We start from the raw sequence: 23,270 nt of genomic DNA, 5'->3' as shown, positions 1-23,270 counted from the left end.
ACTATGCTCCTTGTTCCTGCAACGGGCCTTCGAGCCAGTCGACCTTGTTCATCTTGCGCACCAATACGAATTCATCGCGGTTGGAGCCCACCGTGCCGTAGTAATTGAAACCGTACGCCAGCTGGGCGTAGCCGCCGATCATGTGCGTCGGCTTGGGCACGGCGCGCGTCACCGAGTTATGGATGCCGCCCCGCTTGCCCGTCATCTCCGCGCCAGGCACGTTGATGATCTTTTCCTGGGCGTGGTACATCATCGTCATGCCTGCCGGGATGCGCTGGCTGACGATGGCGCGCGCCGTCAGGCTGCCATTGACGTTGAAGACTTCGATCCAGTCGTTGTCGACGATGCCGGCAGCTTGCGCGTCCGTTTCCGACAGCCACACGTGCGGTCCGCCGCGCGACAACGTCAGCATGCGCAGGTTGTCCGAATACGTGGAGTGGATGCCCCACTTCTGGTGCGGCGTCAAAAAGTTCAGCGCCAGTTCCTTGTTGCCGTTCGGCTTGGTGCCCAGCAGCGCTTCCGTCGTCTTCGTGTTGATGGCCGGCTTGTAGACGCACAGTCCCTCGCCGAAATCGCGCATCCACAGGTGATCCTGGTAGAACTGCTGGCGGCCAGTCAGGGTGCGCCAAGGGATCAGTTCATGCACGTTGGTATAGCCGGCCGTGTAGCTGACTTCTTCGCTTTCCAGGCCCGACCAGGTGGGCGAGGAAATGATCTTGCGCGGCTGCGCCTGCACGTCGCGGAAGCGGATGCTGTCATGCTCGCGCGGCAGCGCCAGATGCGTGTGGTCGCGTCCCGTGATGGAGGACAGCGCGGCCCAGGCTTTCACGGCCACGTGGCCATTCGTTTCCGGCGCCAGCGACAGGATCATTTCGGCCGCATCGATGGCCGTATCGAGGCGCGGCTGGCCCTGCGACACGCCTTCGTCCAGCACCGTGCGGTTGATGCCGCGCAGGACGTCCACTTCATGCCCCGTTTTCCAGGAAATGCCCTTGCCGCCGTTGCCGATGGTTTCCAGCAGCGGGCCGATCGAGGTGAACTTCTTGTAGACGTCGCGGTAATTGCGCTCGACCACCGTCATGTTCGGCATGGTCTTGCCGGGAATCGCTTCGCATTCGCCCGCGCGCCAGTCCTTGGGATCGAAAGGCTGGCCCAGTTCGCCCGGCGTGTCGTGCATCAGCGGCGTGAGGATGATGTCTTGCTGGGTGCCCAGCAGTTCTCCGCCGATTTCCGAGAATTTCTCGGCGATGCCCTTGTAGATTTCCCAGTCCGACTTCGATTGCCACAGCGGCTGCACGGCTTCCGACAGCGGGTGGATGAACGGATGCATGTCCGACGTATTCAGATCGTCTTTTTCATACCAGGTGGCCGTCGGCAGCACCACGTCGCCATACAGACACGTGGTCGACATGCGGAAGTCCAGCACCACGAGCAGATCGAGCTTGCCTTCGGCGGCCGGGCGAACTTTCACCTGTTTCGGCGTGAGGCAGTCTTCTTCGTCGCTGAGCAAGCCGTTTTGCGTGCCGAGCAGGTATTTCAGGAAGTACTCGTGGCCCTTGCCCGAGCTGCCGAGGATATTCGAGCGCCACACAAACATATTGCGCGGGAAGTTGGCCGGGTTGTCCGGGTCATCGCACGAGAACTGCAGCTGGCCCGCCTTGATCTGGTCGAGCGCATACGCGGCCGGCTTCTGGCCTGCGGCGGCGGCGGCCTTGGCCACTTCCAGCGGATTCGTTTGCAGCTGCGGCGCCGATGGCAGCCAGCCCATGCGTTCAGCCTTGGCGTTGTAGTCGAGCAGGGTCAGGTCGCCCGTGCCGCCGGCCGCCGATGGGGAAGCGATGTCGCCCGTTTCCAGCTTTTCATGGCGCCACTGGCTCGTGTGGGCATAGAAGAACGAGGTGCCGTTCATCTGGCGCATCGGACGTACCCAGTCCTGGGCGAAGGCCAATGGCGTCCAGCCCGTTTGCGGACGCAATTTTTCCTGGCCCACGTAATGGGCCCAGCCGCCGCCCGACTGGCCGATACAGCCGCACATCATCAGCATGTTGATGATGCCGCGGTAGGTCATGTCCATGTGGTACCAGTGATTCAGGCCGGCGCCCACGATGACCATGCTCTTGCCGCGCGTCTGGTCCGCGTTTTCCGCGAACTGGCGCGCCACGGTGATGACGTCGGCGCGTTTCACGCCCGTGTGCTTTTCCTGCCATGCGGGAGTGTACGGCACGTCGTCGTCATAGCTTTCCGCCACGTTTTCGCCGCCCAGGCCGCGGTCGATGCCGTAGTTGGCCAGGGTCAGGTCGAACACGGTGGTCACCAGGCCCGTCGTGCCGTCGGCCAGGCGGATGGTTTTCACCGGCACCTTGCGCAGCAACATGTCGGACGCATCCTTGCCGCCAAAGTAGGCAAAGCCCACTTCCGTGACGGCGTCGCTGTCGTTGATCATGGAGAGCATCGGCACGATGGGCGCGCCGCTGCCGCCGGCCTTCTGTTCCAGGTTCCACTTGCCCGACTCGCCCCAGCGGAAGCCGATGGAGCCGGCCGGCGCGGTGATGGCACCCGTGGTCTCGTCGATGACCAGGGTTTTCCATTCAGGGTTGTTGGTTTCGTCGAGGTTGTTGTCCAGGTGCGAAGCGCGCAGGAAGTAGTCGGGCACGAGGGTGCCGTTATGTTCCTTGAGCAGGACCAGCATGGGGAAGTCCGTGTACTGGCGCGCATAGTCGCGGAAGTAGGCGCTCTGCCCTTCCGAGTGGAATTCCTTGAGGATGACGTGGCCCATGGCCAGCGCCAGCGCGGCGTCCGTGCCCTGCTTCGGCGCCAGCCAGATGTCGCCGAACTTCACCATTTCGCCGTAGTCGGACGAGATGGCGACGGTTTTCGTGCCCTTGTAGCGCACTTCCGTGTAGAAGTGGGCGTCCGGCGTGCGCGTCATCGGCACGTTCGAGCCCCACACCATCAGGTAGGTCGAGTTGTACCAGTCGGCCGATTCCGGCACGTCCGTCTGCTCGCCCCACACTTGCGGGCTGGCCGGCGGCAAGTCGCAGTACCAGTCATAGAAACTCAGGGCCACGCCGCCGATCAGGGACAGGTAGCGCGTGCCGGAAGCATAGCTGACCATGGACATGGCGGGAATCGGCGAGAAGCCGACGATGCGGTCCGGGCCGTATTTCTTGATCGTCAGCGCATTCGCGGCGGCGATGATTTCATTCGATTCTTCCCACGTGGCGCGCACGAAGCCGCCCAGGCCGCGGATGGATTTGTACTGCTGCGAGCGCACGGGGTCCTGGCTGATCCAGTCCCAGGCCGTGACGGGGTCCATGGTCTTGCGCGCTTCGCGCCACATTTCCATCAGGCGGCCGCGCACCATCGGGTATTTCACGCGCTGCGCCGAATACACGTACCAGGAATAGCTGGCGCCGCGCGGGCAGCCGCGCGGCTCGTGGTTGGGCAGGTCGGGCCGCGTGCGCGGGTAATCGGTTTGCTGGGTTTCCCAGGTGATCAGGCCATTCTTGACATACACCTTCCAGCTGCACGAGCCGGTACAGTTCACGCCATGCGTGGAGCGCACGATCTTGTCGTGCTGCCAGCGCTGGCGGTAGGCGTTTTCCCAGGTACGGTCTTCATCGACCACGGTGCCATGGCCGTTTGAAAACGGCTCGGCGGGCTTGCTAAAAAATTTCAGGCGGTCCAGAAAGTGACTCATGCTACCTCCACATTGCGCCGCCGACAGCGACGCCAGGTCTTAAAAAACGCTGCAAGCACGATGGCTCAAGCGTCGATACAAACAGTCTATCGATGCGCCGTGCCCGGCGGTATTGGCAAGAAGTCGGTTTCCGGCACCAGGAATGCATAGGCGCGTAGTCACCCGGATAGTCACTATTGCCTATGGGCGGCAAGGCGGCGCTGCGGTATACCTGTCGTCATCGTTCAACACAGAGAAAGAGCATCATGCCGATTACCGATTACGCCAGCCTGCTGCGCAGCGCCCGCAACCAGGAGCAGCCGCAACGCCTGCTGTTCACCTTTACCCAGGCGCAGGCCCAGCCTGGCGGCCAGGGCAAGTCCCTCACGCCCGTGATGTGCGCCGACAAGCTGCCCGAGGAACTGGACAGCTTCGAGACGTTGAAGGAGGAGTCGAAACAGATGCAGACGCACTGGGACGTGGTCTTCGTGGCGGGACTGGCGGGCCGCGAGGGCCAGCCGCCCGCCGCGCAGGAATGCGAGGCGCCCCTGCGGGCCATGGTGACGGCCATCGAGCAAGGCCGCATCGACAGCCTGCTGGCGTTTGACCGCAGCGGGGATTTGTTACGGTTCAGCTGAGGGAAGTTGTCGGATTACGGCCTGCGGCCTAATCCGACCTACCTTGCGTAATTGGCGGAAGAATGCCGCGACGTAGGTCGGATTAGCGTAGCGTAATCCGACACAATGTTGGGGACACGTTTCAGATTACCTGCCCGCATCCGGCCACGGGCGCTCATGCAGATGGCGCGCCCTTTCTATTGGACAGACCAGAGGCAAAAACTGCTGCTGGCGCGCCGAATACGCCATCAGCGCCCCGCTGTCGATGTCGAAATACCATCCATGCAATTTCAACACGCCCTGCTCCACCCTGCGCTTCAGCCACGGGTAGGTGAGCAGGTTGTCCAGCGACTGCAATATGCTGGCCAGCTCGCACGCGTGGTGCTGTTCCGCCGACGAACGGTGTGCCAGCTCGCGCCGCACTCTTTGCGCCACCGGTTCGGCGATGCGCATCCACTGTCCCACGAAGTCCGTTTCCTGCCCTTCCGCGCGCGGCTGCGGTTCCAGCAGCGCGCGGATGCCGCCGCAGCGCGCATGACCGAGCACGATGACCCTGGCCACTTCGAGCTTGCAGACGGCGAACTCGATGGCCGAACTGACGCCGGGCGGCGCGTCCGGGGTACACGGCGGCACGAGGTTGGCGATATTGCGCACGACGAACATGTCGCCCGGGTCGCTGCCCGTCAGCAGCATGGGGTCGACGCGCGAATCGCAGCAGCCGATCAGCAAGGTCGAGGGCCGCTGCCCGTCGCGCAGGCTGTCGTACAGGGTTTGCGGCTCGCTGAAATACTGCTGCTGAAACAGGCTGAAGCCGTTGACGAATTTTTCCAGTTCTTCCATGACTACCTCTTACTGTGTTCAACGCCAGGCAAGCAGGACTCGCCCGGCGTTCTGACGCTGACTAGCAAGGCATCGGCGCGTTCTTGCGCGCATAGCACCACCAGGTGATCGCGATGCAGCTGACATAAAAGCCGATGAAGCACCACAGGGCCGCGTCGGGGCTGCCCGTCAGCGCGATCGAGGTGCCATAGCTTTTCGGGATGAAGAAGGCGCCATACGCGGCCACGGCCGAGGTGAAGCCCAGGACGGCCGCGCCTTCCTTGTTGGCGTCGACGATGGCTTGCTCCTGCGCCGCCTTGCCCTTGCCGGCCGCCGCGCGCTGGTGTTCCGTCAAAAAGATCACGGGGATCATGCGGAAGGTCGACGCGTTGCCGATGCCCGTGCCGGCGAACAGCAGCATGAACATCCAGAAGAAGCCGTTGAAACTGCCCGCAGTGTGCACACTTCCGCCCGCTTGCGGCATGAAGTACAGCACGCCCAGCACGGCGCCGATCATCAAGAGGAAGGACCACAGGGTAACGCGGGCGCCGCCCAGTTTGTCGGAAATCACGCCGCCGGCGACGCGCGCCAGGGCACCGACGAGGGGGCCCAGGAAGGCGTAATCGAGCGGGTTCACGTCGGGGAACTGGATCTTGATCAGCAGCGGAAACGCGGCCGAATAACCGATGAAGGAGCCGAAGGTACCCGTGTACAGCCAGCACATGAGCCAGTTGTGCTTGCGCTTGAAGATCACGGCCTGTTCGGAAAACGACGCTTTCGCCGACGCCAGGTCATTCATGCCGAACCAGGCCAGCAAGGTCGACAGCGCGATGAACGGCACCCAGATGAAGCCCGCGTTTTGCAGCCACATGTCCTTGCTCACGCCGTTCTTGACCCAGGTGAGCGAGTCGCCGCCCCAGGCGCCGAAGACGGCAAACGTAATCACCAGCGGCACAACGAACTGCACCACCGACACGCCCAGGTTGCCCAGGCCCGCATTCATGCCCAGCGCGAAGCCCTTGCTGGCCTTCGGATAGAAAAAGCTGATGTTGGCCATCGACGAGGCGAAATTGCCGCCGCCGAAACCGCACAGCAGCGCCAGGATCAGCATGGTCGGATAACCGGTGTTCACATCCTGCACGGCCAGGCCGATGCCGATGGCGGGAATCAGCAAGGAACCCGTGGAAATGGCCGTCCAGCGGCGTCCGCCGAAGATCGGCACCATGAACGAATAGAAGATGCGCAAGGTGGCGCCGGACAAACCCGGCAAGGCCGTCAGCCAGAACAGCTGGTTGTTACTGTAGGTGAAGCCGATGTTGGGCAGGTTGACCACCACCACGCTCCACACCATCCACACGGCGAATGCCAGCAGCAGCGCGGGAATCGAGATCCACAGATTGCGCGCGGCCGTGGCCTTGCCCGTGTTTTGCCAGAAACTGGGAGTCTCAGGCTCCCAGGTATTGATCATATAGCGGCTCATGCTTGTACTCCTGCGGGTTGGTTGGTTGGTGCCGCACGCAGCGGCTTGAACGAGAAATGCATCCAGACGAGGGAAACGCAGACGGTGCCGTACAGGAGCATGAAGGAGCTCGAACGCACGCCCGTGAAGTCCACCAGGGCGCCGAACATCACGGGCAGGATGAAGCCGCCCAGGCCGCCGGCCAGACCCACCACGCCCGAGACGGCGCCGATGTTGTCGGAAAAATCATCGCCGATGAACTTGAAGACGGATGCCTTGCCGACGGCCATGGCGATGCCGACGATGAACAGCAGCACGGTGAACCACAGCGGCGACAGGCCGATATGGAAGGCCAGCGGCCCCGTGACGGTTTCCACGACCATCTGCGTTTGCGGATACGACAGCAGGAAGAAGCACACCCAGCACACCCACATCACGGCCCAGGTGACTTTCGCCGCACCGTATTTGTCGGAGATCCAGCCGCCCACCGCGCGCAGCACGCCGCCCGGCAGCGAGAAGCAGGCGGCCAGCAGCGCCGCGTGCTTCAGATCAAAACCGTATTCGGCCACGTAGTACTTCGTCATCCACAGGGCCAGCGCCACGTAGCCGCCGAACACCACCGAGTAGTACTGGCAGTAGCGCCACACGCGCGGGTCCTTCAGCACCTTCATCTGCGCGGAAAAGCTTTCGCCCGATGGCGCCAGGTGCGATTTGTCCGTGTACGAAAACAGCCAGAAGATGATGGCCGTGGCCAGCATGGCCACCGCATACACCTTGGGCAGCATCTGCCAGCCGAAGGCGGCGACGATGCCCGGCGCGACGAACTTGGTCAGCGCGGAACCGGAGTTGCCGGCGCCGAAAATGCCCATCGCCAGGCCGCGGCGCTCTTTTTCGTACCAACGCGCCACGTACGGCGTGCCGACGGAAAACGAACCGCCCGCCAGGCCCACGAACATGCCCAGCACGAGGAAATGCCAGTAGGCGGTGGCGTAGGAAATCAGGTAGATCGGCACCACGCTGGCCAGCATCAGCAGGAAGAAGACGCGGCGTCCGCCGTATTTGTCTGTCCAGATGCCCAGCGGCACGCGCACGAGGGAGCCCGTCAGCACGGGCATGGCGGCCAGCAGGCCGAATTGCGTTTCAGTCAAGCCCAGGCTGGTCTTGATGGGGATGCCCAGTACGGCAAACATCATCCAGACTGCAAAGCAGATGGTAAATGCGAAGGTACTGCTGATTAATACGGACGCCTGCTTGCGCCGCATGCCCGGTTCGACTGCCTTGTTACTGCTGTTACTGTTCTTGTTAGTGCCATCTAGGGTAGCCACGATGTTTCTCCATGAATGCACTGGCCGTCTGGCCAGCCGTCCCGACCAGCTTACGTGGCAGCGGCGAAAGGCACTATCGGCCACAGGGTGATTCCGGGAAGGCAATCTGGATAGCCGCATCGGCAAAAGTGACTAGATGACGGGGTGCGCGCCTAGCCTGGATGGCGGGTGTTTTACAAACCGGCGCATTTTTGGCACACTCGGCGCCTGGAGAAAAGGAGCGGCATGCAGAACAGGCACGAAACAGACGAGATCATCACGCGCGTGGCCCAAGCTGGCGATGTGAAAGCCATGCTGGCTTGCGATGCCTATGCCCAGACGCACCCGGAGCGTGGCAAGGCCGTGCGCGCCGCCGTCGGCAAGGGCCGCTGCCAGGTGGCCATCCGGGCCGGCCACGTGGCCGGCTATGTCCTCACGCACGACGACTTCTTCGGCTACGATTTTGTCTCGCTGGTGGTGGTCTCGCCCGCGCACCAGCGCTGCGGCGTGGCATTGCGCCTGCTGGCGGCCGCCGCGGACGCGTGCCAGACAGGGAAGCTATTCACCTCGACGAACCGGTCGAACGGCGCCGCTCAACGGCTGTTCGCCGGCGCGGGCTTCGTGCGCAGCGGCCGGATCGACCATCTCGATGAGGGCGATCCGGAGTTCGTGTACGTGAAATTCCTGCCTTAGGCTCGTCTCATCCCGACGGCGTATGGTGCGGAAGGCCAAAGGCGGCTATGCTGGCGCCACCATCAATCACCGCACAACATCACGCATGGATTATCTGAGCCTCAAACATTTCCACATGGGCTGCGCCGCCGCCAGCGGCTGTCTTTTCCTGTTGCGCGGCGCCTGGATGCTGCGCGCCTCGCCCGCCTTGCAGCAGCGCTGGGTGAAAATCCTGCCGCACCTGGTCGACACGGCCCTGCTGGCCAGCGCCATCGCCCTGGCCGTGTGGAGCGGCCAGTCGCCGGGCAGCCAGCCCTGGCTGGCCGCCAAGCTGTGCGCGCTGGTGGCCTACATCGCGCTGGGCACCATCGCCCTGAAGCGGGGCAAGACGCCGGCCGTGCGCGGCGCCGCCTTCGCCCTCGCCGTGCTGGTCTTCGCCTACATCGTCGCCGTGGCCGTCACCAAGCAGGCCTGGCCGCTGTAGCACCAGGCAAGCGCATCAGAAGAGGTAGCGCAGGGTAACGCTGGCGTTGCGCGGCGCACCCCAGTACCCCTGGTTGTACATGCCGAGCTGGCTGTAGTAATGCTTGTCGAACACGTTGTTGATGTTCGCCTGCAGGGACAGCTGGCGCGACAGCGCGTATTTCGCCATCAGGCTGGCCACGGCATAGCCGCCCTGCTCCACGCGCTCGACACCGTTCGGTCCCGTGGCGTCGCGGTAGGCGCCGCTCTGCCAGTTCACGCCGCCGCCCACGGACAAGGCGCGCCAGCCGCCAGGCAGATGGTACGTGGAAAACACGCGCGCCAGGGTCTGCGGCACATAGCTGTTCAGGCGCGCGCCCGTGTTGTCCTCGGCCGCCGCGTGCGACACGCTGGCCGAGACGTTCCAGCCCTTGGCCAGCTCGCCCGACACGTCCAGTTCCACCCCCTTGCTGGTGGTGCCCGAGGCCGCGTAGTACGCCTGCGTCAGCGAATTGCCGACAAAATGGCCCGTGTCTTCCTGCGCCAGGCCATCCTGCGCGATGCGGAACACGGCCAGCGCCGCATTGAGTTTGCCGCCGAAATACTCGCCCTTCACGCCCGCTTCCACATTCTTGCCTTGCACGGGGTCGAGATAGCGGCCAAACCGGTCCTGGTAGCCCTGCGGCTTGAAGATCTTGCTGTAGCTGGTGTACAGCGCATGCTGCGCATCGATATCCCATACCAGGCCAGCATATGGCGTGACGGCGTGCTTGGCATAGGCGTAGCCGCCGCCCCAGTCATCGACGTGGTCCGCCTTGTAGCGGCTGTAGCGCGCGCCGACGATCAGCTTCAGGGGATCGGCCAGCGAAAACCGCGCCGTGCCATAGATGCCGCGCTGCTGCACCGTGTCGAGCAGCTTCCAGCGCGAGAAATTCGGGTCGTTCCAGTCCGGCTCCGGCGTCACGCCCTGCCACTGATGAAAATTGCCGTAGTCGACGCTGCCGCCGGCAATGCCGGGGTTGCTGGCGAACTGGTTGCTGCCCGAAACGCCGAACGCCAGGTCGTGCGTGCGCCCCAACAGCTGCAGCGGCCCCTGCACATAGGCGTCGACGCTGTCCTGGCGCCGCGTGCCCGAGTAAAAGCCGGCGTAGCCCGTCACGCCCTGGCCCGTGGCCTTGTCCGGCCAGGTATTGGCGAAGAGTTCGGCCGCCGAGTAATTGCCCCAGCCGTGATTCAGCATGGCCATCAGGTTCCAGCCCTTGCCCAGTTGCTGCTCCAGGCGCAGGAAGGCAGTCTGGCTGGTGCTGAACCAGCGGCTCCAGGTGGTGGCCGTGGTGGTGGAGCGGGAAAACGTGGCCCGTTCGCCATCTGCGTACCACAGCGGCAGGCCGCCGTACATGCCGCCACGCGGGCGGTTGTCCTGGTATTCATAGCCGGCGATCAGCACGCTGCCGGGCGCCAGGTCCGCCTCCACCGTGGCGTAAGCCATGGCCTTCTTGCCATGATACAGATTCACATACGATTCGCTGTCCTGGTAGCTGGCCACGACTCTTCCGCGCACCTTGCCATCAGCACTCAGGGGTGTGGACAGGTCCGCGCTGGCGCGCGCATTCTGCCAGGAACCCAGGCTCAGGGCCGCATTCCCGGCCAGCTGCGCCGACGATGCGCGCTTGCGTACCAGGTTGATGGTGGCCGACGGTTCGCCCGCGCCCGTCAACAGGCCCGTGGCGCCGCGCACGATCTCGACCCGGTCGTAGGCCGTCATGTCCAGCGTGCTGTCGCCCACATTGAACGCATTGTCGACCGTGGTGGGAATGCCGTCGTACTGGTAGCTGGCGATGGAAAAGCCGCGCGCGAAGAACGAGGTGCGGTCGCTGTCGTAGCGGTTGATGGCGATGCCGGCTGCGTTTTGCAGCACCTCTTCCACCGTTTGCAGGTTCTGGTCATCCATCTGCTGGCGCGTGACCACGCTGACGGCTTGCGGCGTCTCGCGCACGGACAGGCCCAGGCGCGTGGCCGAGCGCATGGTCTGCGTCGTATAGGCGCCGCTGCCTTCCGTCGCGCCGTTCGCATCAAAGCTGGCGCTGACCTTCATCTCGGGCATGGTCTGGCCGCCATCGGCCGCTGCCGCGTCGAGCACATAACCGCCATTTGCCTGCGGCACGGCGCGCAAGCCCGAGCCGGCGACGATGGCGCCCAGCGCTTCAGGCACGCTGTAGCTACCGGTCAGGCCGGCGCTGCGCTTGCCCGCCAAGGCGGCGGCCTGGTAGGAAATCATGGTGCCCGTCTCCTGGCCGAAACGCACCAGCACCTGTTCCAGGGAGCCGGCCGGTATCGCCAGCGCGATGCGCACCGCATTCGCGGCCTGGGCCGCAGGAGCGAAGATGGTGGCGCCGCCGGCGGCGAGCAGCCACAGGGCGTGGCTGACGGCCAGCGCCGCCACGCTGCGGCGGCATGTGCGGGAAGCGGAAGATGGGGAAATAGGTGTTGTGCTGGGCATGCGGACTGTTTTCCTGAAAGTGAATGGGGGGTTCACTCGCTATGTCACGCGAAAATCGAAAACCCCTCAGTTTTTCGGAAAATAATTATGGATGCTGCCGATGTGCCGTCACGGTCACCCAGAAGCGCGTGGTCTGGCGCACGTCGACGGGCAAGGTGCGCGTCAGCATGTCGAGCACTTGCGTCGTGTCGGCCAGCGGGTAGATGCCGGACACGCGCAAGTGGGCGATGGCCGGATCGCAGGCCAGGCGCCCATGGCGGTAGCGGGCCAGTTCGCCGATAAACTCCGCCAGCGGCATGTCGTGCGCCACCAGCATGCCGGCCGTCCACGCATCCGCGCCGGCGGCCAAGGTCCGAACGGCGCCGATCTGCGCCGCCGTAAAGCTGGTTTGCTGGCCCGCCTGCAGCCTGCGCGCTGCATCGGGCGCCTGTTCCAGTTGAATGTCGACGGCACCGGCGAACACGCCCAGCTGCGTGCGCTCTCCGTCCACGCGCACGGCAAAGCGCGTGCCCACGGGTTGCAAGCGGCCTTGCGCCGTTTGCACGACAAATGGCCGGCCGGCCTGATCGCGCGCCGTGCTGACCATGATCTCGCCTTTGACTACCGTCACCAGGCGCTGGCCCGCGTCATAGCGCACGTCGATGCTGGATGCCGTATTGAGCGCGATGCGCGTGCCGTCGTCCAGCACGACGTGGCGTAATTCTCCCGTGCCCGTGCGGTAGTCGGCAAGCCAGAAGCGCGCCTGCTCATCGCCGCCCGCCAGCCAGGCGCCGCCGCCCACGGCCAGCAACGCCAGCAGCTTGAGCGACTGCCGGCGCGCCGCATTCGCCTGCGCATGGACCGGCTTGCGCGCCAGCGTGCCGTGCGCCAGCGGCGCTGGCAAGGCACGCATGCGCGCCATGCAGCCCTCCACATGCTGCCAGGCTTGCTCATGTTCGGGGTCGCTGTCGCGCCAGGCGCGCCAGGCCTGCTCCACTTCCGGCGTGGCGTCGCCGGCCTGCAGGCGCACCAGCCATTCCACCGCTTGCAGGCTGGCCGCTTCCGGCGTGAAGGCGCCCATCACGATGCCGGATGGGCAAAGAAACACTGATGCATGGCTTTGACCAGGTAGCGCTGCACGGTCGCCAGCGAAACATTCAATTCCAGCGCGATGGCCGCCTGCGGCATGCCATCGAGCTGCGACAGCAGGAACGCGCGGCGCAAGGCCGGCGCCAGGCCGTCCAGGCGGCGGTCGATGTCGAACAGGGCTTCGAGCAGAATTGCCTGCGCCTCGGGATCGGGCGCGTGCTGCGCCGGCAGGCTGGCCAGCGTTTCCAGGTAAGCCGCCTCCAGGTCGCGCCGGCGGTACAGATTGCCCAGCACGCCCTTGGCCACCGTCGTCAAAAAGGCGCGAGGCTCGCGCGCGGCGATGGCTTCGTCGCGATTGAGCAGGCGCATGAAGGTGTCGTGCGCCACGTCGGCCGCGTCAAAGGCGTCGCCCAGCTTGTGCCGCAGCCAGCCTTGCAGCCACCGGTGGTGTTCGTGATACAGGCTGCCCACCTCCTGGTGGACGCCGGGTTGGGCAGCCGACACGTCGCATACTCCCTGATTCACAAATAATAATGATTCGCATTCTATATCCATGCGCTGCTGCGGCGCAAGCGCCCTGCCAGCGCTTGTTTGACGCGCTTCTTTCCAAAATTTCCTTGCTGATCGTATCCGGTGGCGTAGCCTGCATTGCAAATTCAGCAGAACGCTCCCGGCTACGCGGCAATGATAGTATCGGCAACATCATCGACAAGCCGGCCACCCTGGCCATGCATCCCCCATTGAAAGGCGAACATGCTGCTATCCGAATTGCTGACCAAACTGACCTGCGGTGACCTGGAAGGCGAGGAGCTCGACGAGGCCGTCGCCGCCATCACCGCCGCGCCTTCCGCGCCACGCGACGAGTGGATCGACAGCGATGCCCAGGCCTATGCGCTGGAGATCCTCTCGCAACTGGGCGGCTATATGGCGTCGAGCGACAAGATCGATGAACTGCACGAACAGATACAGGACATGTTCGACGAATTCCCCGACTTCCCGTACGCACTGCTCAAGGAAAGCGGCGGCAGCGTGCTGCCCTATTTCGAGTGGCTCGATACGGAACTGGCGCAGCGCGCCGTGGACGAAGGCGGCTATGACCTGATCCAGATCGACGGCAACGGCTCCGACGAAATGGATGCGCTGATCGTCTACAGGCGCGACACGGACGACATCATCCAGGCGGCGGCATTGATGGGCGTGACGATAGGCCGGCCGCTCACCTACTATCGCGGCATCGACGCGATGGTAGGCAAGCGGCCGGGCTAAGAACCCACGCCTATTGCATCGGCAAGGCGCTCACATCGACGGCCGGCGCCTGGCCCGTGGCCGGGCGCGTGAAGTTCTGGCTGGTCTGCACGTAATTTGCGAAGAAGCCGCCGTTATGCAGGTAGAACTTGCCGTTTTCCAGCCCGCCCGCATAATCCATGCGCTGCGCATGCGTGGCCGTGGCGTCGCCCGTGAACCTTCCCGCCGTCACCTCCGACCAGGTGCCGGCAACGTTCCTCGCCCACTGGTTGCCGAACTGGACGCGGCGCTCCGTGTAGCCCAGGGTATCGATGAAATTTTCGAGGAAGGAATGCACGCCCGTCAAATACGTGGATATCGCCGGGCGCTTCCAGGTGGCGATGTAGCGCCACTTGCCCGTCTCGGGCGCGAAGAACCAGGCCGAGTAATCGCTGCCGCCATTGCCGTCGGGCCGCGCGCGCGTGATGAAGCGGTACGTCGTGCCGGCCGTCCAGTTATACGACAGATAGGTCTGGCCGCCCGTGCCCTCGCCGCCAAACGCATTATCGACCACGCCGGCGCCCTTGCTGACCAGAGTGGTCTTGGCGCCATTGTCGGCGTCCCACACGGAGAACAATATCCAGCGCTCGCTCGGTGATTTCACCTGGATGCCCATGTATCCCTGGCCAAAGCCGTTGGCCATGAAATAGGAACCGATGGCGTCCTGGCCCTGGGGAATCGTCATCTCGTTATAGAAATACTCGGTATTGGCCGGCACCGTATAACCCATGTGCACGGACGGGCCGCGCCGCGACCAGTAGTAATTGGCGGGGTCATTCGCGTAATTGAGCGTGGCGTTCGACGTCACCTTCAGCGCCGAGACGTCGCCAAAATAGCCGCCCGCCTTGCTCACGCCGCGCAAGTCCACCTTCACGTAGCCTGGCGCGGCCACGTTGACCGTGCCCACCGCATAGGTCTTGCTGGCCGTTCCCGCCAGGGCCACGTCGAAGGGCTGGCCGTTGACCGTCACGCGCACCACGCTGCTGGTGCTGCCGGCCAGCCTGGCGTCGAGCGCCACCGTCACGGGACCGGCCGCGCCGACGCGGAAATACGCGCTGGTGACCGTGTTCGGGCTGGTCCAGTTAGCCAGGCCGTTGTCATTGATGATTTCTTGCGCGCTGGCGTCGGCGCTGGTGATGAAGGCATTGCCGGCCAGGGCCACGGTGGCAGGCGTGCCGGTCACGGACGGCAGGCTGCTCGCGGCATGGATCGCGGTGGCGCCGGCACTGCCGCCGCCACCGCTGCCGCAGGCGGCCAGCAACAACGGTGCGGTGGAAAGAACTGCGTAGAGTACTGCACTTCTGTGTTTCATCGACGTCTCCTGGTGGTACAGCTTTGCGGCGGGCGAACACGTGCCTGCGCACCTGCGCCGCGGTTGAAAAACGGATCGGGACAGAAAAAACCCGCTACGGCAACTGGTGCGGTAGCGGGCGAATGGGGCTTAGTATTTGCCGTCGAGGGCGAAGATCGGCTTGCGCGATTTCCACTGCCCGCCCGTGAAGTCCGGGAAGTCCAGGGTCTGGAAGTTGGCCGCGATCGATTGCTCGGACAGCGGCGTGATGGCGCTCCACGTCACGGCATCGTAGATATCGATCGGCATCGGCGCGTTGGCTTTCAGCGCTTCGACAAAGGCGTGGATGACGAAGAAGTCCATGCCGCCGTGGCCCGCGCCCTCGGCTTGCGCAGCGTATTTGCGCCACACCGGGTGCTCATACTTGTCCTGGTAAGCCTTGAAGTCGTCCCACTGGTGCGGCTTGCTGACGCCCTCGATGTGAATCGAATTGTTCAAATCCATCCACAGGCCGTCCGTGCCTTGCACGCGGAAGCCCAGCGAATACGGGCGCGGCAGGCTCGTATCGTGCTGCAGGATGATGGTTTCGCCGTTCTCGCATGCCAGCGTGGTGGTGACCACGTCGCCCAGCTTGAATTTCACCTTGGCGTTCGCATGCTGGGCTCCGCCCGGCTGCTTGACGATGTAGTCGTGCAAGCCGCGCGCCTTGGTGGCGAAGGCGTTGATGCGCGTAAAACGGTTGCCGCGGTTGATGTTCGTGTACATGGCGCACGGACCGATGCCGTGGCTCGGATACAGCTCGCCATTGCGCTCGACCGAGTGCTGCGTGCGCCAATGGGCTTCCGACCAGCCCTTCTCGCCGAATTCCACGCCGCCGCCATACGGCTTGGCCGGATTGCCGCTGTTGAATTTCACGGCGCGCAAATCGTGCTGGTAGCCGCCCTGCAGGTGCAGCAGTTCGCCAAACAGGCCCGCGCGCACCATCTGCAGCGCGGCCATCACATCGCGGCGGTAGCACACGTTTTCCAGCAACATGTACGGCGTGCCCGTTTTCAGCTGGGTGTTCAGGACATCCCAGTGGTCTTGCAGGGTGATGCCGGCCACCACTTCGCAGCCGACGGCGATCTTCGCCTGCATGGCGGCAATCGCCATCGGCGCGTGGAACTCCCACGGCGTGGCGATGATCACGCCATCGAGGCCGCCCGCGTCCAGCATGCGCTTGTACGCTTTCTGGTCGCGGTCTTCGCCATACGTGCGCGGACGCGGCTTGCCGGCCTTGGCCACCTGGCCCAGCGCGTGTTTCAGCATGATCGGTTCGATATCGCACAGGGCAACCACTTCCACGTCGTCGCGGCGCACCAGTTCGGCCAGCAGCACCTGGCCGCGCATGCCCGTGCCGATCAGGCCCAGGCGGACCTTGTCGCGGCCGGCGGCGGGCGCGGCGTTGGCCTCGCCAGGCAGCAGTGCGCTGCCGGCCATGGCGCCACCGGCCAGCGCGGCGCTGGCGGACAGGAAATTGCGTCGATTGATTTGTGTCGTCATTGGTCTCTTCTCGCTTCCATTGGTAATGATCGTCGCCGGCCCGCCGCACGGCAGGCCGGTTGCAGTTTAATAAGTGTATTCCGCCGTGAAGCGCACGGAACGCGGCGCCGTGCGGCCGGCCACCTGCAGATAGCTGCGGGCGATGGCGCCATGGTCTTCGCGCGTTTCGTTGTAGCGGGTCACGGTCTGGCTGTTGAACACATTGAACACGTCCACTTTCAGGCTCAGGCCCTTGACGGCGCTGGGAGTATAGGCCAAATTCATGTCCAGCTGGGCTTGCCAAGGCAGGCGGCCCTGGCTGCCGCGCGGCGCCGGTTTGCCATCGCAATAGAAGTAGGAATCGCCGTAGTCGTTCTCGAACTTCAGGTTGTCGGGCAGCGCGCCGATGCAGTTGCGCGGCGCGCCCGACGTCAGCGACAGGTTGGCGCCGACCGTCACGTCCGGGATGACCTGCATGAAGCCGTAGGCCTTGAAGGCGTGGCGGTGGTCGCCCGGCAGGTAGCCATACGCGTTGTACATCAGTTCCTTGTGGTCGTCGCTGACCGTCAGGCCCACGTCGCCGCCGCCGATGCTGTCCGTCTGGCCTTCCATATTGCCCTTCAGGCCGGACAAGGTGTAGGTCAGCTTGCCGTACCAGCCGTTCGTGTACGGGTGTTCGATGAACAGGTTCAGGGCGCGGTAAGTGCGTGCCGGTTTCGGATTGCCCCACTCCTCCGCCGAAATATCCACGCGGCGCAAGCCCTTGCCATCGTCGAAGTCCACCATCAGGCTGTTGTCGCGGCCCGGGTTGATGATGGCGCACTGGAAGCCGCCCCAGTTGCTCGTGTCGACGCTGTTGCGCGTGGCCCAGGCTTGCAGCGGACGCGCGTCGCAGGTGTCGTCGTTGGTGTCGTTCAGCTTGCGGTACAGGACGCTGGCGCCCACCACCAGCTTCTTGCTCAGGGCCCGTTCGAAGCCGAGCGAGAATTCATCCTGCGACAGCGGCTTCAGGCCGACGGCCGTCACCTCGCGCGCGTCGCGGCTCTGGCCATAGGCGTTGTTGGCCGAATACGGCTTGCTGATCGCGTGCAGGCCCGTCGGCGCGCCCGTGACGGGATCGACGCCCGTGTAGGTATACATCTCGCTGGTGGCCAGGAAGGGGCTGGCCATGTTGCTTGACAAATTCGACGGCACCGGCAGGTGGTAGCGGCCGCCGTTGGCGAAGAATTTCAGGGTGCCGTCGCCCAGGTAATCCCAGGTGGCGCCCACGCGCGGGGCGATCATGTTGCGCTGCGAAATGAAGGCCACGCCATCGGTGCTGTAGTTGGTGAACTGCTCGCGGCGCAGGCCCAGGTCCAGCAGCACCCGCTCCGTCACCTGGTAGTGGTCCTGGATGTATTGCGCCGATTGCACGCTGGTGGGACGCGCCAGGTTGGCGTTCAAGTCCTTGCTGACGTAATAGCCCTGCGTACCGTAGCCGCCGCCCTGGGCCGGCGTCTCAAACGCGCCGTTGATGGCCCGGTTCGGATCGGTCGCGCGCTGGTAGCTCCAGCGGTGGCCGCCGGCCAGGCTCAGGCCCACTTTCGACTCCACGTCGATGCGGTCGATGCCGCCGCGCAGCGAGTGCTTGCCCAGCTTGTATTCGAGATCGAGGCGCTTGGCTTTCTGGCGGTCTTCCGACGATGGGTCGACCAGGGTGCCCGTCACCGTTTGCGGATTGGCGTACGTCAGCCCGGGCACCTGCGTCGACGTATTCGACGACGTTTGCGCCAGCAGCGGATTGTAGCCGTTCGGCGTGCGGGTGTGCGAGGTGCGCGACTCGCCCATCATGGCCGTCACGGTGAGGTTGTCCGTCAGGTAGCCCGTGTACTTGAAGATGTCGATGTTGGCGCCCGGCGCGGCCGATGAACCGCAGCAGTTGACCGTCGTCTCGCCCTTGCCTGCCTGTACGCCATTGCTCGCATGCGTGGCGTAGCTGTAGCCATACGCCTGGCTGTCTGTTTTCGTGCGGTCATACAGCTTGGTGTATTCGAAGTGATGGTCGTCCGTCAGGTTGTAATCGAGCTTGGCCATCATGCGGTCCACCTTGCTCTGGCTCGTGCTCCAGCCGCGCGCCAGGGCCGTGCCCGAGTCGGCGGCGGCGGCAACGGACTGGCTGTCCGTGCGCGTCTGTTCCAGCGCCACGAAGGCGAACAGCTTGTTCTTGATCAGGGGACCGCTGCCATACAGGCCCACCACCTTGCTGGTGCTGCCATTGTCGCGGTTCCAGTACAGCAGATTGCCGTCCGTCTTGGGATTGGCGCCCGTGTTCGGGTAATAGGTGTTTTCCGGCTCGCCCTTCAGCGAACGGGGGATGATGGAGACCTTGCCGCCGAATTCGACCTTGTTGCCGCCGCTCTTGGTGGTGATGTTGATCACGCCCCCCGTGGAGCGGCCGAATTCCGAGCCGTAACCGCCCGACAGCACCTGCAGGTTCGAGATCGCGCCAAACGGCAGCTCCGACGCGCCCACCTGGGTCAGGATATTCGTGATGGGGAAGCCGTTAACGTAGAACGCGTTTTCCGACTGGCCCGAGCCGCCGATCGATGGCGCATTGCCGTACACGCTGTTGGTGCCGCGCGAGACGCCCGGCGTCAGCTGCACGATGGAGGCGACGTCATTGCCGACCGGCAGCGCCTTCAATTCCTTGGCCGTGAAGATCACGCCGTTGTTCGTGTTCGACACGTCGATCGGATTGCGCGACGCCTTCACCACGACGGTCTGCTCCTGGCCCACGGGACCGGCCGCGCTGGCCGGGCCGAAGTTCGCTTCCGCGCCCGCGCCGATCAGCGCTTCTACTTCCTGCGACGCTTCCACCGAACCGGCACGCAGCACGCGCACCGCATAGCGGCCCGGCGGCATGGAGTTGGCCACATAGCGGCCCGACGTGTCGGGCGTCAAGGTGCGCTGTACGCCCGTCGCCAGGTTTTCCAGCACCACGGTGGCGCCGGCCGGCGCGCTCACTTCGCCGAAAATGGTGCTGGTGGCGTTCGACTGTGCCCAGGCCTGGCCTGGCACGCCGGCCGCCAGGGCGATCACGATCGCGGCGGCGCGGCTGATGTCGCGCAATTTGAGTCGGGTGGTATGCATGGTGTCTCTCCGTCTATATCGAGGGTTATGCGCGCCCTCCCCGCTCCAGGGCGAAGCCGGGGGACGCAATTTTTATGGTGGTCGTCGGAAGGTAGCTCCAGGCAGTTGCACCTTCCGGGAAATCAGTCCGTATCGGCTGATTTTCGTTTTCTTGGGATTACTTTAAAAAGAAAAATAAGTATCGTCAACAAAAAGAAAGTTATAACGGCAATTTATCGCCAAATCCGGCAAATAAAGGCATTTTATCTTTCGATTAAATCTATCGCGCGGCAGATAACTTTCGTTATCGTGGTATGACGGATACACACGTAGGCACGAAGATGGCCATGAGCACAGAACCGGCGCAGAAATCTGGGGATAAATACGCGAAAGAAGACACGTCACTGTCCTTTCACTTACGTTTATCTTTCGTATTGCGCATTTCGGAATATTGTCTTTTCTTTTTCATGCAAATACCCCGGCCCGCATAGACAGGCCGGGGCAGCGTCACGTATTAAAAGAACTTGTAGCTGGCCGACAGGGCGAACTGGCGGCCGAACAGGTCCTGGCTATGGTTGTAGCCTTCCCAGCCGTTCGGGTCGTAGTACGGCTTCTTGTTGAACGCGTTTTTCACGTTCAGGCCCACGTCCAGGTTCTTCACCGGCTTCCAGCTGAAGGCGAGGTTGACCGTCGTGTACGACGGCGCGCCCTTGCACTGGCCGGCCGGCAGCGCCACCGAGGCGGCGGTGCAGTTTTCCGGCGTGTTGTCCTTGTCCCAAGGGCCATACGCCCAGCGCGTCTTGCCCGAGTAGTTGATGAAGACGCTGCTGACGAAGTTGCGGTAGCTCCAGTCGGCGTTGACGGTGGCGCGGTAGCGCGGCGAATCGTAGTAGCCGACGGTATTGCCCTTGATGTCGCTGCCGTCTTCGCTGTCGTGGGTGTCGCGCTTGCGGATGGTGGCGGCGATGCCGGTACTCAGCTTGCCCCAGTCGCCGAGCCCAAAGCGCGTGCGCGCATCGATGTCCACGCCATCCATCAAGGTGCGGCCGCGGTTCGAATACGAGTTGATCAAGCCGCCCAGGTTGCCCACCGAGTAGCCGGGCACGCCGCCCGCGCACACGCCCGCGTTGGCGGGATTGGCGCACATGGCCGCCACCGCCGCCACGTTGCCCCGGTCCGTATCCGTCAAGTCGTTGCGGATGGCGCTGGGCGTGCCGGCGAGGGTCGGGCCGTACTTGTCCACCAGTTCCGTAAACAGCTCGTTGAAGTCCTGGCGCACGATTTCGTCGCGGCGGTTGATGAACCAGTAATCGATGGAGATGCTCACGTCCTTGGCCGGCTGCAGCACCAGGCCTACGGTGGAAATCTTCGCCTTTTCCGGACGCAGGTTCTGGTTCGGCGGCGTCAGCCCGCCCACCGTCGTCGAGCAGTTCGAATTGAGCAAGCTCTTGCCCAGGTCCGCATCCGTCGCCACCGTGGACTTCATCAGCGCGCGCGCCATCGCGTTCGTTTCATCGCAGCGCACCGTGTCGCGGATGCCGCCCACCTGCGCAAAGACGCCGCCCGTGCCCGATTCGGCCAGATTGGGCGCGCGGAAGCCTTCCGAATACGTCCCGCGCAGCATCAGGTCGGGACGCGCGCGCCAGATCACGCCCAGCTTGGGCGCCAGGTTGGCCGAGAAATGCGGGTATTTGTCCAGCCGCGCGGCCGCGTTGACTTCCAGGGTGTCGCTGAGCGGCACCACCACTTCGCCAAACACGGCCGCGATGGTGCGCCGGCCATCGAACCAGGAACCGCCCTGCTGCGTGATCAGGCCATTGGCCGCATCCGCGTTGCCGGGCGTGAGGAAACTCTCGCGCATCACGTTGGTGCCCACGGCGGCGCGCACTTCGCGCTCGCCCAGCTTGAACAGGGTGCCTTCCAGCTTGGCGTCCCACGTCATCAGCTTGGTCCACGATTCGATGGCAAACGTCGGATAGGCGGCGCGCACCAGCGCCGCATTCGCCTCGCTGATTTCGCCGAACTGGTAGGCGGGATTGTCGGAGATATACGTGCGGCCGCTGACAGGGTCTTTCGTGAACGGCCCGAACGCCTGCTCGAAGCCCTTGATGTTGATGTTCGCCGTCTGGAACAGGGTCGAATGGCTGCCCGCCACGCTGAGCGCTGTTTCAAAATCCCAGCCGCCGCCGATGCTGCCGCGCAGGCCGACGAGTGCGCGGTAGTTTTCATCGACATTCTTCTGGCCGAAGTGGCCTTGTGCATCCTGCAGCAGGTAATTCAAGCCGGCCGCGCCGCCCATCTTGGCCACCATGTCGGCATCGAGCTTGCCTTTCAGGTAGACATTATTCGGGCTCAGGAAAGGCGTGGCAAACGTGTTCAGGGTATTGCCCGTATTGCGCGCAAACCAGTTGTTCGTGCTGCCGCTATTGAAGCTGGACGGGCCATTCTCGCCGCGCATCTTGATGTGGGTGAAAGCGCCTTCCGCGAACGCTTCCATGTCGCCGCCGAGCTTCAGCCGGCCGCTCACGTAGGCCGTGGCGCGCTCCGAGGTGGGGCCCGTGTCGAGCTGGTTGGGCAGCGCATTCCACACGCAGCGCGTGCCCGACGCTTCGGTGATGCCGGTGTTGCAGCCATTGACGGCGCGCTGGGTGCGCGCATTGTTCTTCGCCTTGTCGAAGACAAAGAAGGTCCCGGGATTCATCACGCCCGGTTCGCTGCCGACGCCCACGCGCATGTTCGGGATGAAATTGGGATTGTTCACATAAAAATACGAGGGACGCTTGCGCCAGGTGTCGGCCAGCGCGATGCGGTCGCGCTGGTAGACGTTCACGGAACCGTAGATGTTGTAGCCATCGCTGGCCAGGTCGCCCAGGCCATACAGCACGCTGGCCTGGCGCTCGCCATAGGCTTTCACGCTCGGTGAAAACTCGCCGTTGGCGCGCGCCTCCAGGCCTTGATACGATTTCTTGGTGATCACGTTGATCACGCCGGCCACGGCATCGGAACCATACACGGCCGAGGCGCCATCCGTCAAAATTTCCATGCGCTCGATGGCGGCGGCCGGGATGGCGTCGATATTGACAAACATGGTCTGGAAGCCGGCCGGCGCGCCATAGAACGACAGGCGACGGCCATTCAAAAGCACCAGGGTGCCCTGCGCGCCCATGCCGCGCAAGTTCGCTTGCGAGCCGCCATCGGAACCCGTAAACATCGAACGGAAGTCCTGCTGCGCCGGGCGGGCGGCGGGCAGGTTGTCGAGCACTTGCAGCAAGGTGAGCGCACCCATGTTCTCGATCTGCTTGGCATTGATCACCTGCACGGGCGACGCCGTTTCCGCGTTGATGCGCTTCAGGCTCGATCCCGTCACTTCGACACGCTGCAGTTTCTCCTCCTCCGCAGCCAGCGCCGTTGAAGCCAACCCCACCGCCACCATGGCGGCCATCAGTTTTTTCAAGTGCATTCTCAACTCCCTTTTTATAAGTGATT

Annotated in this window: 15 protein-coding genes; 4 read left to right on the top strand and 11 right to left on the bottom strand. The window is 63.9% G+C overall.

What is annotated here, in order from left to right:
- Nucleotide 1 precedes the first annotated feature (1 nt).
- A complete protein-coding gene (locus IGS55_RS01515; RefSeq protein WP_070305906.1) occupies nucleotides 2–3,700 on the bottom strand; it encodes a nitrate reductase subunit alpha in 3,699 nt (1,232 codons plus the stop codon).
- A gap of 245 nt (nucleotides 3,701–3,945) precedes the next feature.
- Between IGS55_RS01515 and IGS55_RS01510 the strand changes: the two genes are divergently transcribed.
- Nucleotides 3,946–4,317 carry a ribonucleotide reductase subunit alpha gene (locus tag IGS55_RS01510; protein WP_099376993.1) on the top strand — a complete coding sequence of 124 codons (372 nt, stop codon included), beginning with the start codon at nucleotides 3,946–3,948 and terminating at the stop codon, nucleotides 4,315–4,317.
- 126 nt (nucleotides 4,318–4,443) lie between these two features.
- On the opposite strand, the gene IGS55_RS01505 is transcribed toward IGS55_RS01510, so the two are convergent.
- The 3 genes from IGS55_RS01505 to IGS55_RS01495 all read right to left on the bottom strand — a co-directional run bounded on the left by IGS55_RS01505 (nucleotide 4,444) and on the right by IGS55_RS01495 (nucleotide 7,836).
- Nucleotides 4,444–5,136, bottom strand: coding sequence for a carbonic anhydrase (locus tag IGS55_RS01505; protein ID WP_034751250.1), 693 nt, complete (start codon nucleotides 5,134–5,136; stop codon nucleotides 4,444–4,446).
- A gap of 61 nt (nucleotides 5,137–5,197) precedes the next feature.
- On the bottom strand, nucleotides 5,198–6,595 hold the full coding sequence (locus IGS55_RS01500; RefSeq protein ID WP_230516484.1) for a NarK family nitrate/nitrite MFS transporter: 1,398 nt from the start codon (nucleotides 6,593–6,595) through the stop codon (nucleotides 5,198–5,200).
- The gene (locus IGS55_RS01495; protein ID WP_230516610.1) at nucleotides 6,592–7,836 is read right to left on the bottom strand and encodes an MFS transporter; all 1,245 of its coding nucleotides are present in this window, start codon (nucleotides 7,834–7,836) and stop codon (nucleotides 6,592–6,594) included. Before IGS55_RS01495 ends, IGS55_RS01500 begins: the two co-directional genes overlap by 4 nt.
- Before the next feature lie 288 nt (nucleotides 7,837–8,124).
- Between IGS55_RS01495 and IGS55_RS01490 the strand changes: the two genes are divergently transcribed.
- Together IGS55_RS01490 and IGS55_RS01485 are read left to right on the top strand one after the other, a co-directional pair.
- Entirely contained in the window at nucleotides 8,125–8,571 is a 447-nt protein-coding gene (locus IGS55_RS01490; RefSeq protein WP_230516485.1) for a GNAT family N-acetyltransferase, read from the top strand.
- Between the two features lie 85 nt (nucleotides 8,572–8,656).
- Nucleotides 8,657–9,034: a SirB2 family protein gene (locus tag IGS55_RS01485; protein WP_070223635.1), complete on the top strand. Its 378-nt coding sequence runs from the start codon at nucleotides 8,657–8,659 to the stop codon at nucleotides 9,032–9,034.
- 15 nt (nucleotides 9,035–9,049) lie between these two features.
- Here the strand turns inward: IGS55_RS01485 and IGS55_RS01480 are convergent, their stop codons facing one another.
- From IGS55_RS01480 to IGS55_RS01470, 3 genes are all read right to left on the bottom strand, one after another.
- Nucleotides 9,050–11,512, bottom strand: coding sequence for a TonB-dependent siderophore receptor (locus tag IGS55_RS01480; RefSeq protein WP_230516486.1), 2,463 nt, complete (start codon nucleotides 11,510–11,512; stop codon nucleotides 9,050–9,052).
- 85 nt (nucleotides 11,513–11,597) lie between these two features.
- Nucleotides 11,598–12,572 (bottom strand): FecR domain-containing protein, encoded by a 975-nt coding sequence (locus tag IGS55_RS01475; RefSeq protein ID WP_230516487.1) that lies wholly within the window; start codon nucleotides 12,570–12,572, stop codon nucleotides 11,598–11,600.
- Nucleotides 12,572–13,084, bottom strand: a complete 513-nt coding sequence (locus IGS55_RS01470) for a sigma-70 family RNA polymerase sigma factor (RefSeq protein ID WP_230516488.1) — start codon at nucleotides 13,082–13,084, stop codon at nucleotides 12,572–12,574. Before IGS55_RS01470 ends, IGS55_RS01475 begins: the two co-directional genes overlap by 1 nt.
- Before the next feature lie 249 nt (nucleotides 13,085–13,333).
- Between IGS55_RS01470 and IGS55_RS01465 the strand changes: the two genes are divergently transcribed.
- Nucleotides 13,334–13,846, top strand: coding sequence for a hypothetical protein (locus tag IGS55_RS01465; protein WP_230516489.1), 513 nt, complete (start codon nucleotides 13,334–13,336; stop codon nucleotides 13,844–13,846).
- A gap of 10 nt (nucleotides 13,847–13,856) precedes the next feature.
- Here the strand turns inward: IGS55_RS01465 and IGS55_RS01460 are convergent, their stop codons facing one another.
- The 4 genes from IGS55_RS01460 to IGS55_RS01445 all read right to left on the bottom strand — a co-directional run bounded on the left by IGS55_RS01460 (nucleotide 13,857) and on the right by IGS55_RS01445 (nucleotide 23,244).
- On the bottom strand, nucleotides 13,857–15,176 hold the full coding sequence (locus IGS55_RS01460; RefSeq protein ID WP_230516490.1) for a DUF3472 domain-containing protein: 1,320 nt from the start codon (nucleotides 15,174–15,176) through the stop codon (nucleotides 13,857–13,859).
- 129 nt (nucleotides 15,177–15,305) lie between these two features.
- Complete coding sequence (locus IGS55_RS01455) at nucleotides 15,306–16,697, bottom strand: Gfo/Idh/MocA family protein (protein ID WP_230516491.1); 1,392 nt, start codon at nucleotides 16,695–16,697, stop codon at nucleotides 15,306–15,308.
- Between the two features lie 66 nt (nucleotides 16,698–16,763).
- Nucleotides 16,764–19,805, bottom strand: a complete 3,042-nt coding sequence (locus IGS55_RS01450) for a TonB-dependent receptor (RefSeq protein ID WP_230516492.1) — start codon at nucleotides 19,803–19,805, stop codon at nucleotides 16,764–16,766.
- A gap of 493 nt (nucleotides 19,806–20,298) precedes the next feature.
- On the bottom strand, nucleotides 20,299–23,244 hold the full coding sequence (locus IGS55_RS01445; protein ID WP_230516493.1) for a TonB-dependent receptor plug domain-containing protein: 2,946 nt from the start codon (nucleotides 23,242–23,244) through the stop codon (nucleotides 20,299–20,301).
- Nucleotides 23,245–23,270 lie beyond the last annotated feature (26 nt).

It is taken from the genome of Janthinobacterium sp. EB271-G4-3-2 (assembly GCF_020858035.1).
Taxonomy (GTDB): domain Bacteria; phylum Pseudomonadota; class Gammaproteobacteria; order Burkholderiales; family Burkholderiaceae_D; genus Janthinobacterium; species Janthinobacterium aestuarii.
This window is presented reverse-complemented; position numbering and strand designations above follow the sequence as displayed.

Excerpts from the sequence above, each read along its gene's own strand:
- IGS55_RS01465 (WP_230516489.1), top strand. The coding sequence starts at position 13,334 with ATGCTGCTATCCGAATTGCTGACCAAACTGACCTGCGGTGACCTGGAA.
- IGS55_RS01450 (WP_230516492.1), bottom strand. The coding sequence starts at position 19,805 with ATGCATACCACCCGACTCAAATTGCGCGACATCAGCCGCGCCGCCGCG.
- IGS55_RS01455 (WP_230516491.1), bottom strand. The coding sequence starts at position 16,697 with ATGACGACACAAATCAATCGACGCAATTTCCTGTCCGCCAGCGCCGCG.
- IGS55_RS01485 (WP_070223635.1), top strand. The coding sequence starts at position 8,657 with ATGGATTATCTGAGCCTCAAACATTTCCACATGGGCTGCGCCGCCGCC.
- IGS55_RS01445 (WP_230516493.1), bottom strand. The coding sequence starts at position 23,244 with ATGCACTTGAAAAAACTGATGGCCGCCATGGTGGCGGTGGGGTTGGCT.
- IGS55_RS01490 (WP_230516485.1), top strand. The coding sequence starts at position 8,125 with ATGCAGAACAGGCACGAAACAGACGAGATCATCACGCGCGTGGCCCAA.
- IGS55_RS01515 (WP_070305906.1), bottom strand. The coding sequence starts at position 3,700 with ATGAGTCACTTTCTGGACCGCCTGAAATTTTTTAGCAAGCCCGCCGAG.
- IGS55_RS01510 (WP_099376993.1), top strand. The coding sequence starts at position 3,946 with ATGCCGATTACCGATTACGCCAGCCTGCTGCGCAGCGCCCGCAACCAG.
- IGS55_RS01480 (WP_230516486.1), bottom strand. The coding sequence starts at position 11,512 with ATGCCCAGCACAACACCTATTTCCCCATCTTCCGCTTCCCGCACATGC.
- IGS55_RS01460 (WP_230516490.1), bottom strand. The coding sequence starts at position 15,176 with ATGAAACACAGAAGTGCAGTACTCTACGCAGTTCTTTCCACCGCACCG.
- IGS55_RS01475 (WP_230516487.1), bottom strand. The coding sequence starts at position 12,572 with ATGGGCGCCTTCACGCCGGAAGCGGCCAGCCTGCAAGCGGTGGAATGG.
- IGS55_RS01500 (WP_230516484.1), bottom strand. The coding sequence starts at position 6,595 with ATGAGCCGCTATATGATCAATACCTGGGAGCCTGAGACTCCCAGTTTC.
- IGS55_RS01495 (WP_230516610.1), bottom strand. The coding sequence starts at position 7,836 with ATGCGGCGCAAGCAGGCGTCCGTATTAATCAGCAGTACCTTCGCATTT.
- IGS55_RS01505 (WP_034751250.1), bottom strand. The coding sequence starts at position 5,136 with ATGGAAGAACTGGAAAAATTCGTCAACGGCTTCAGCCTGTTTCAGCAG.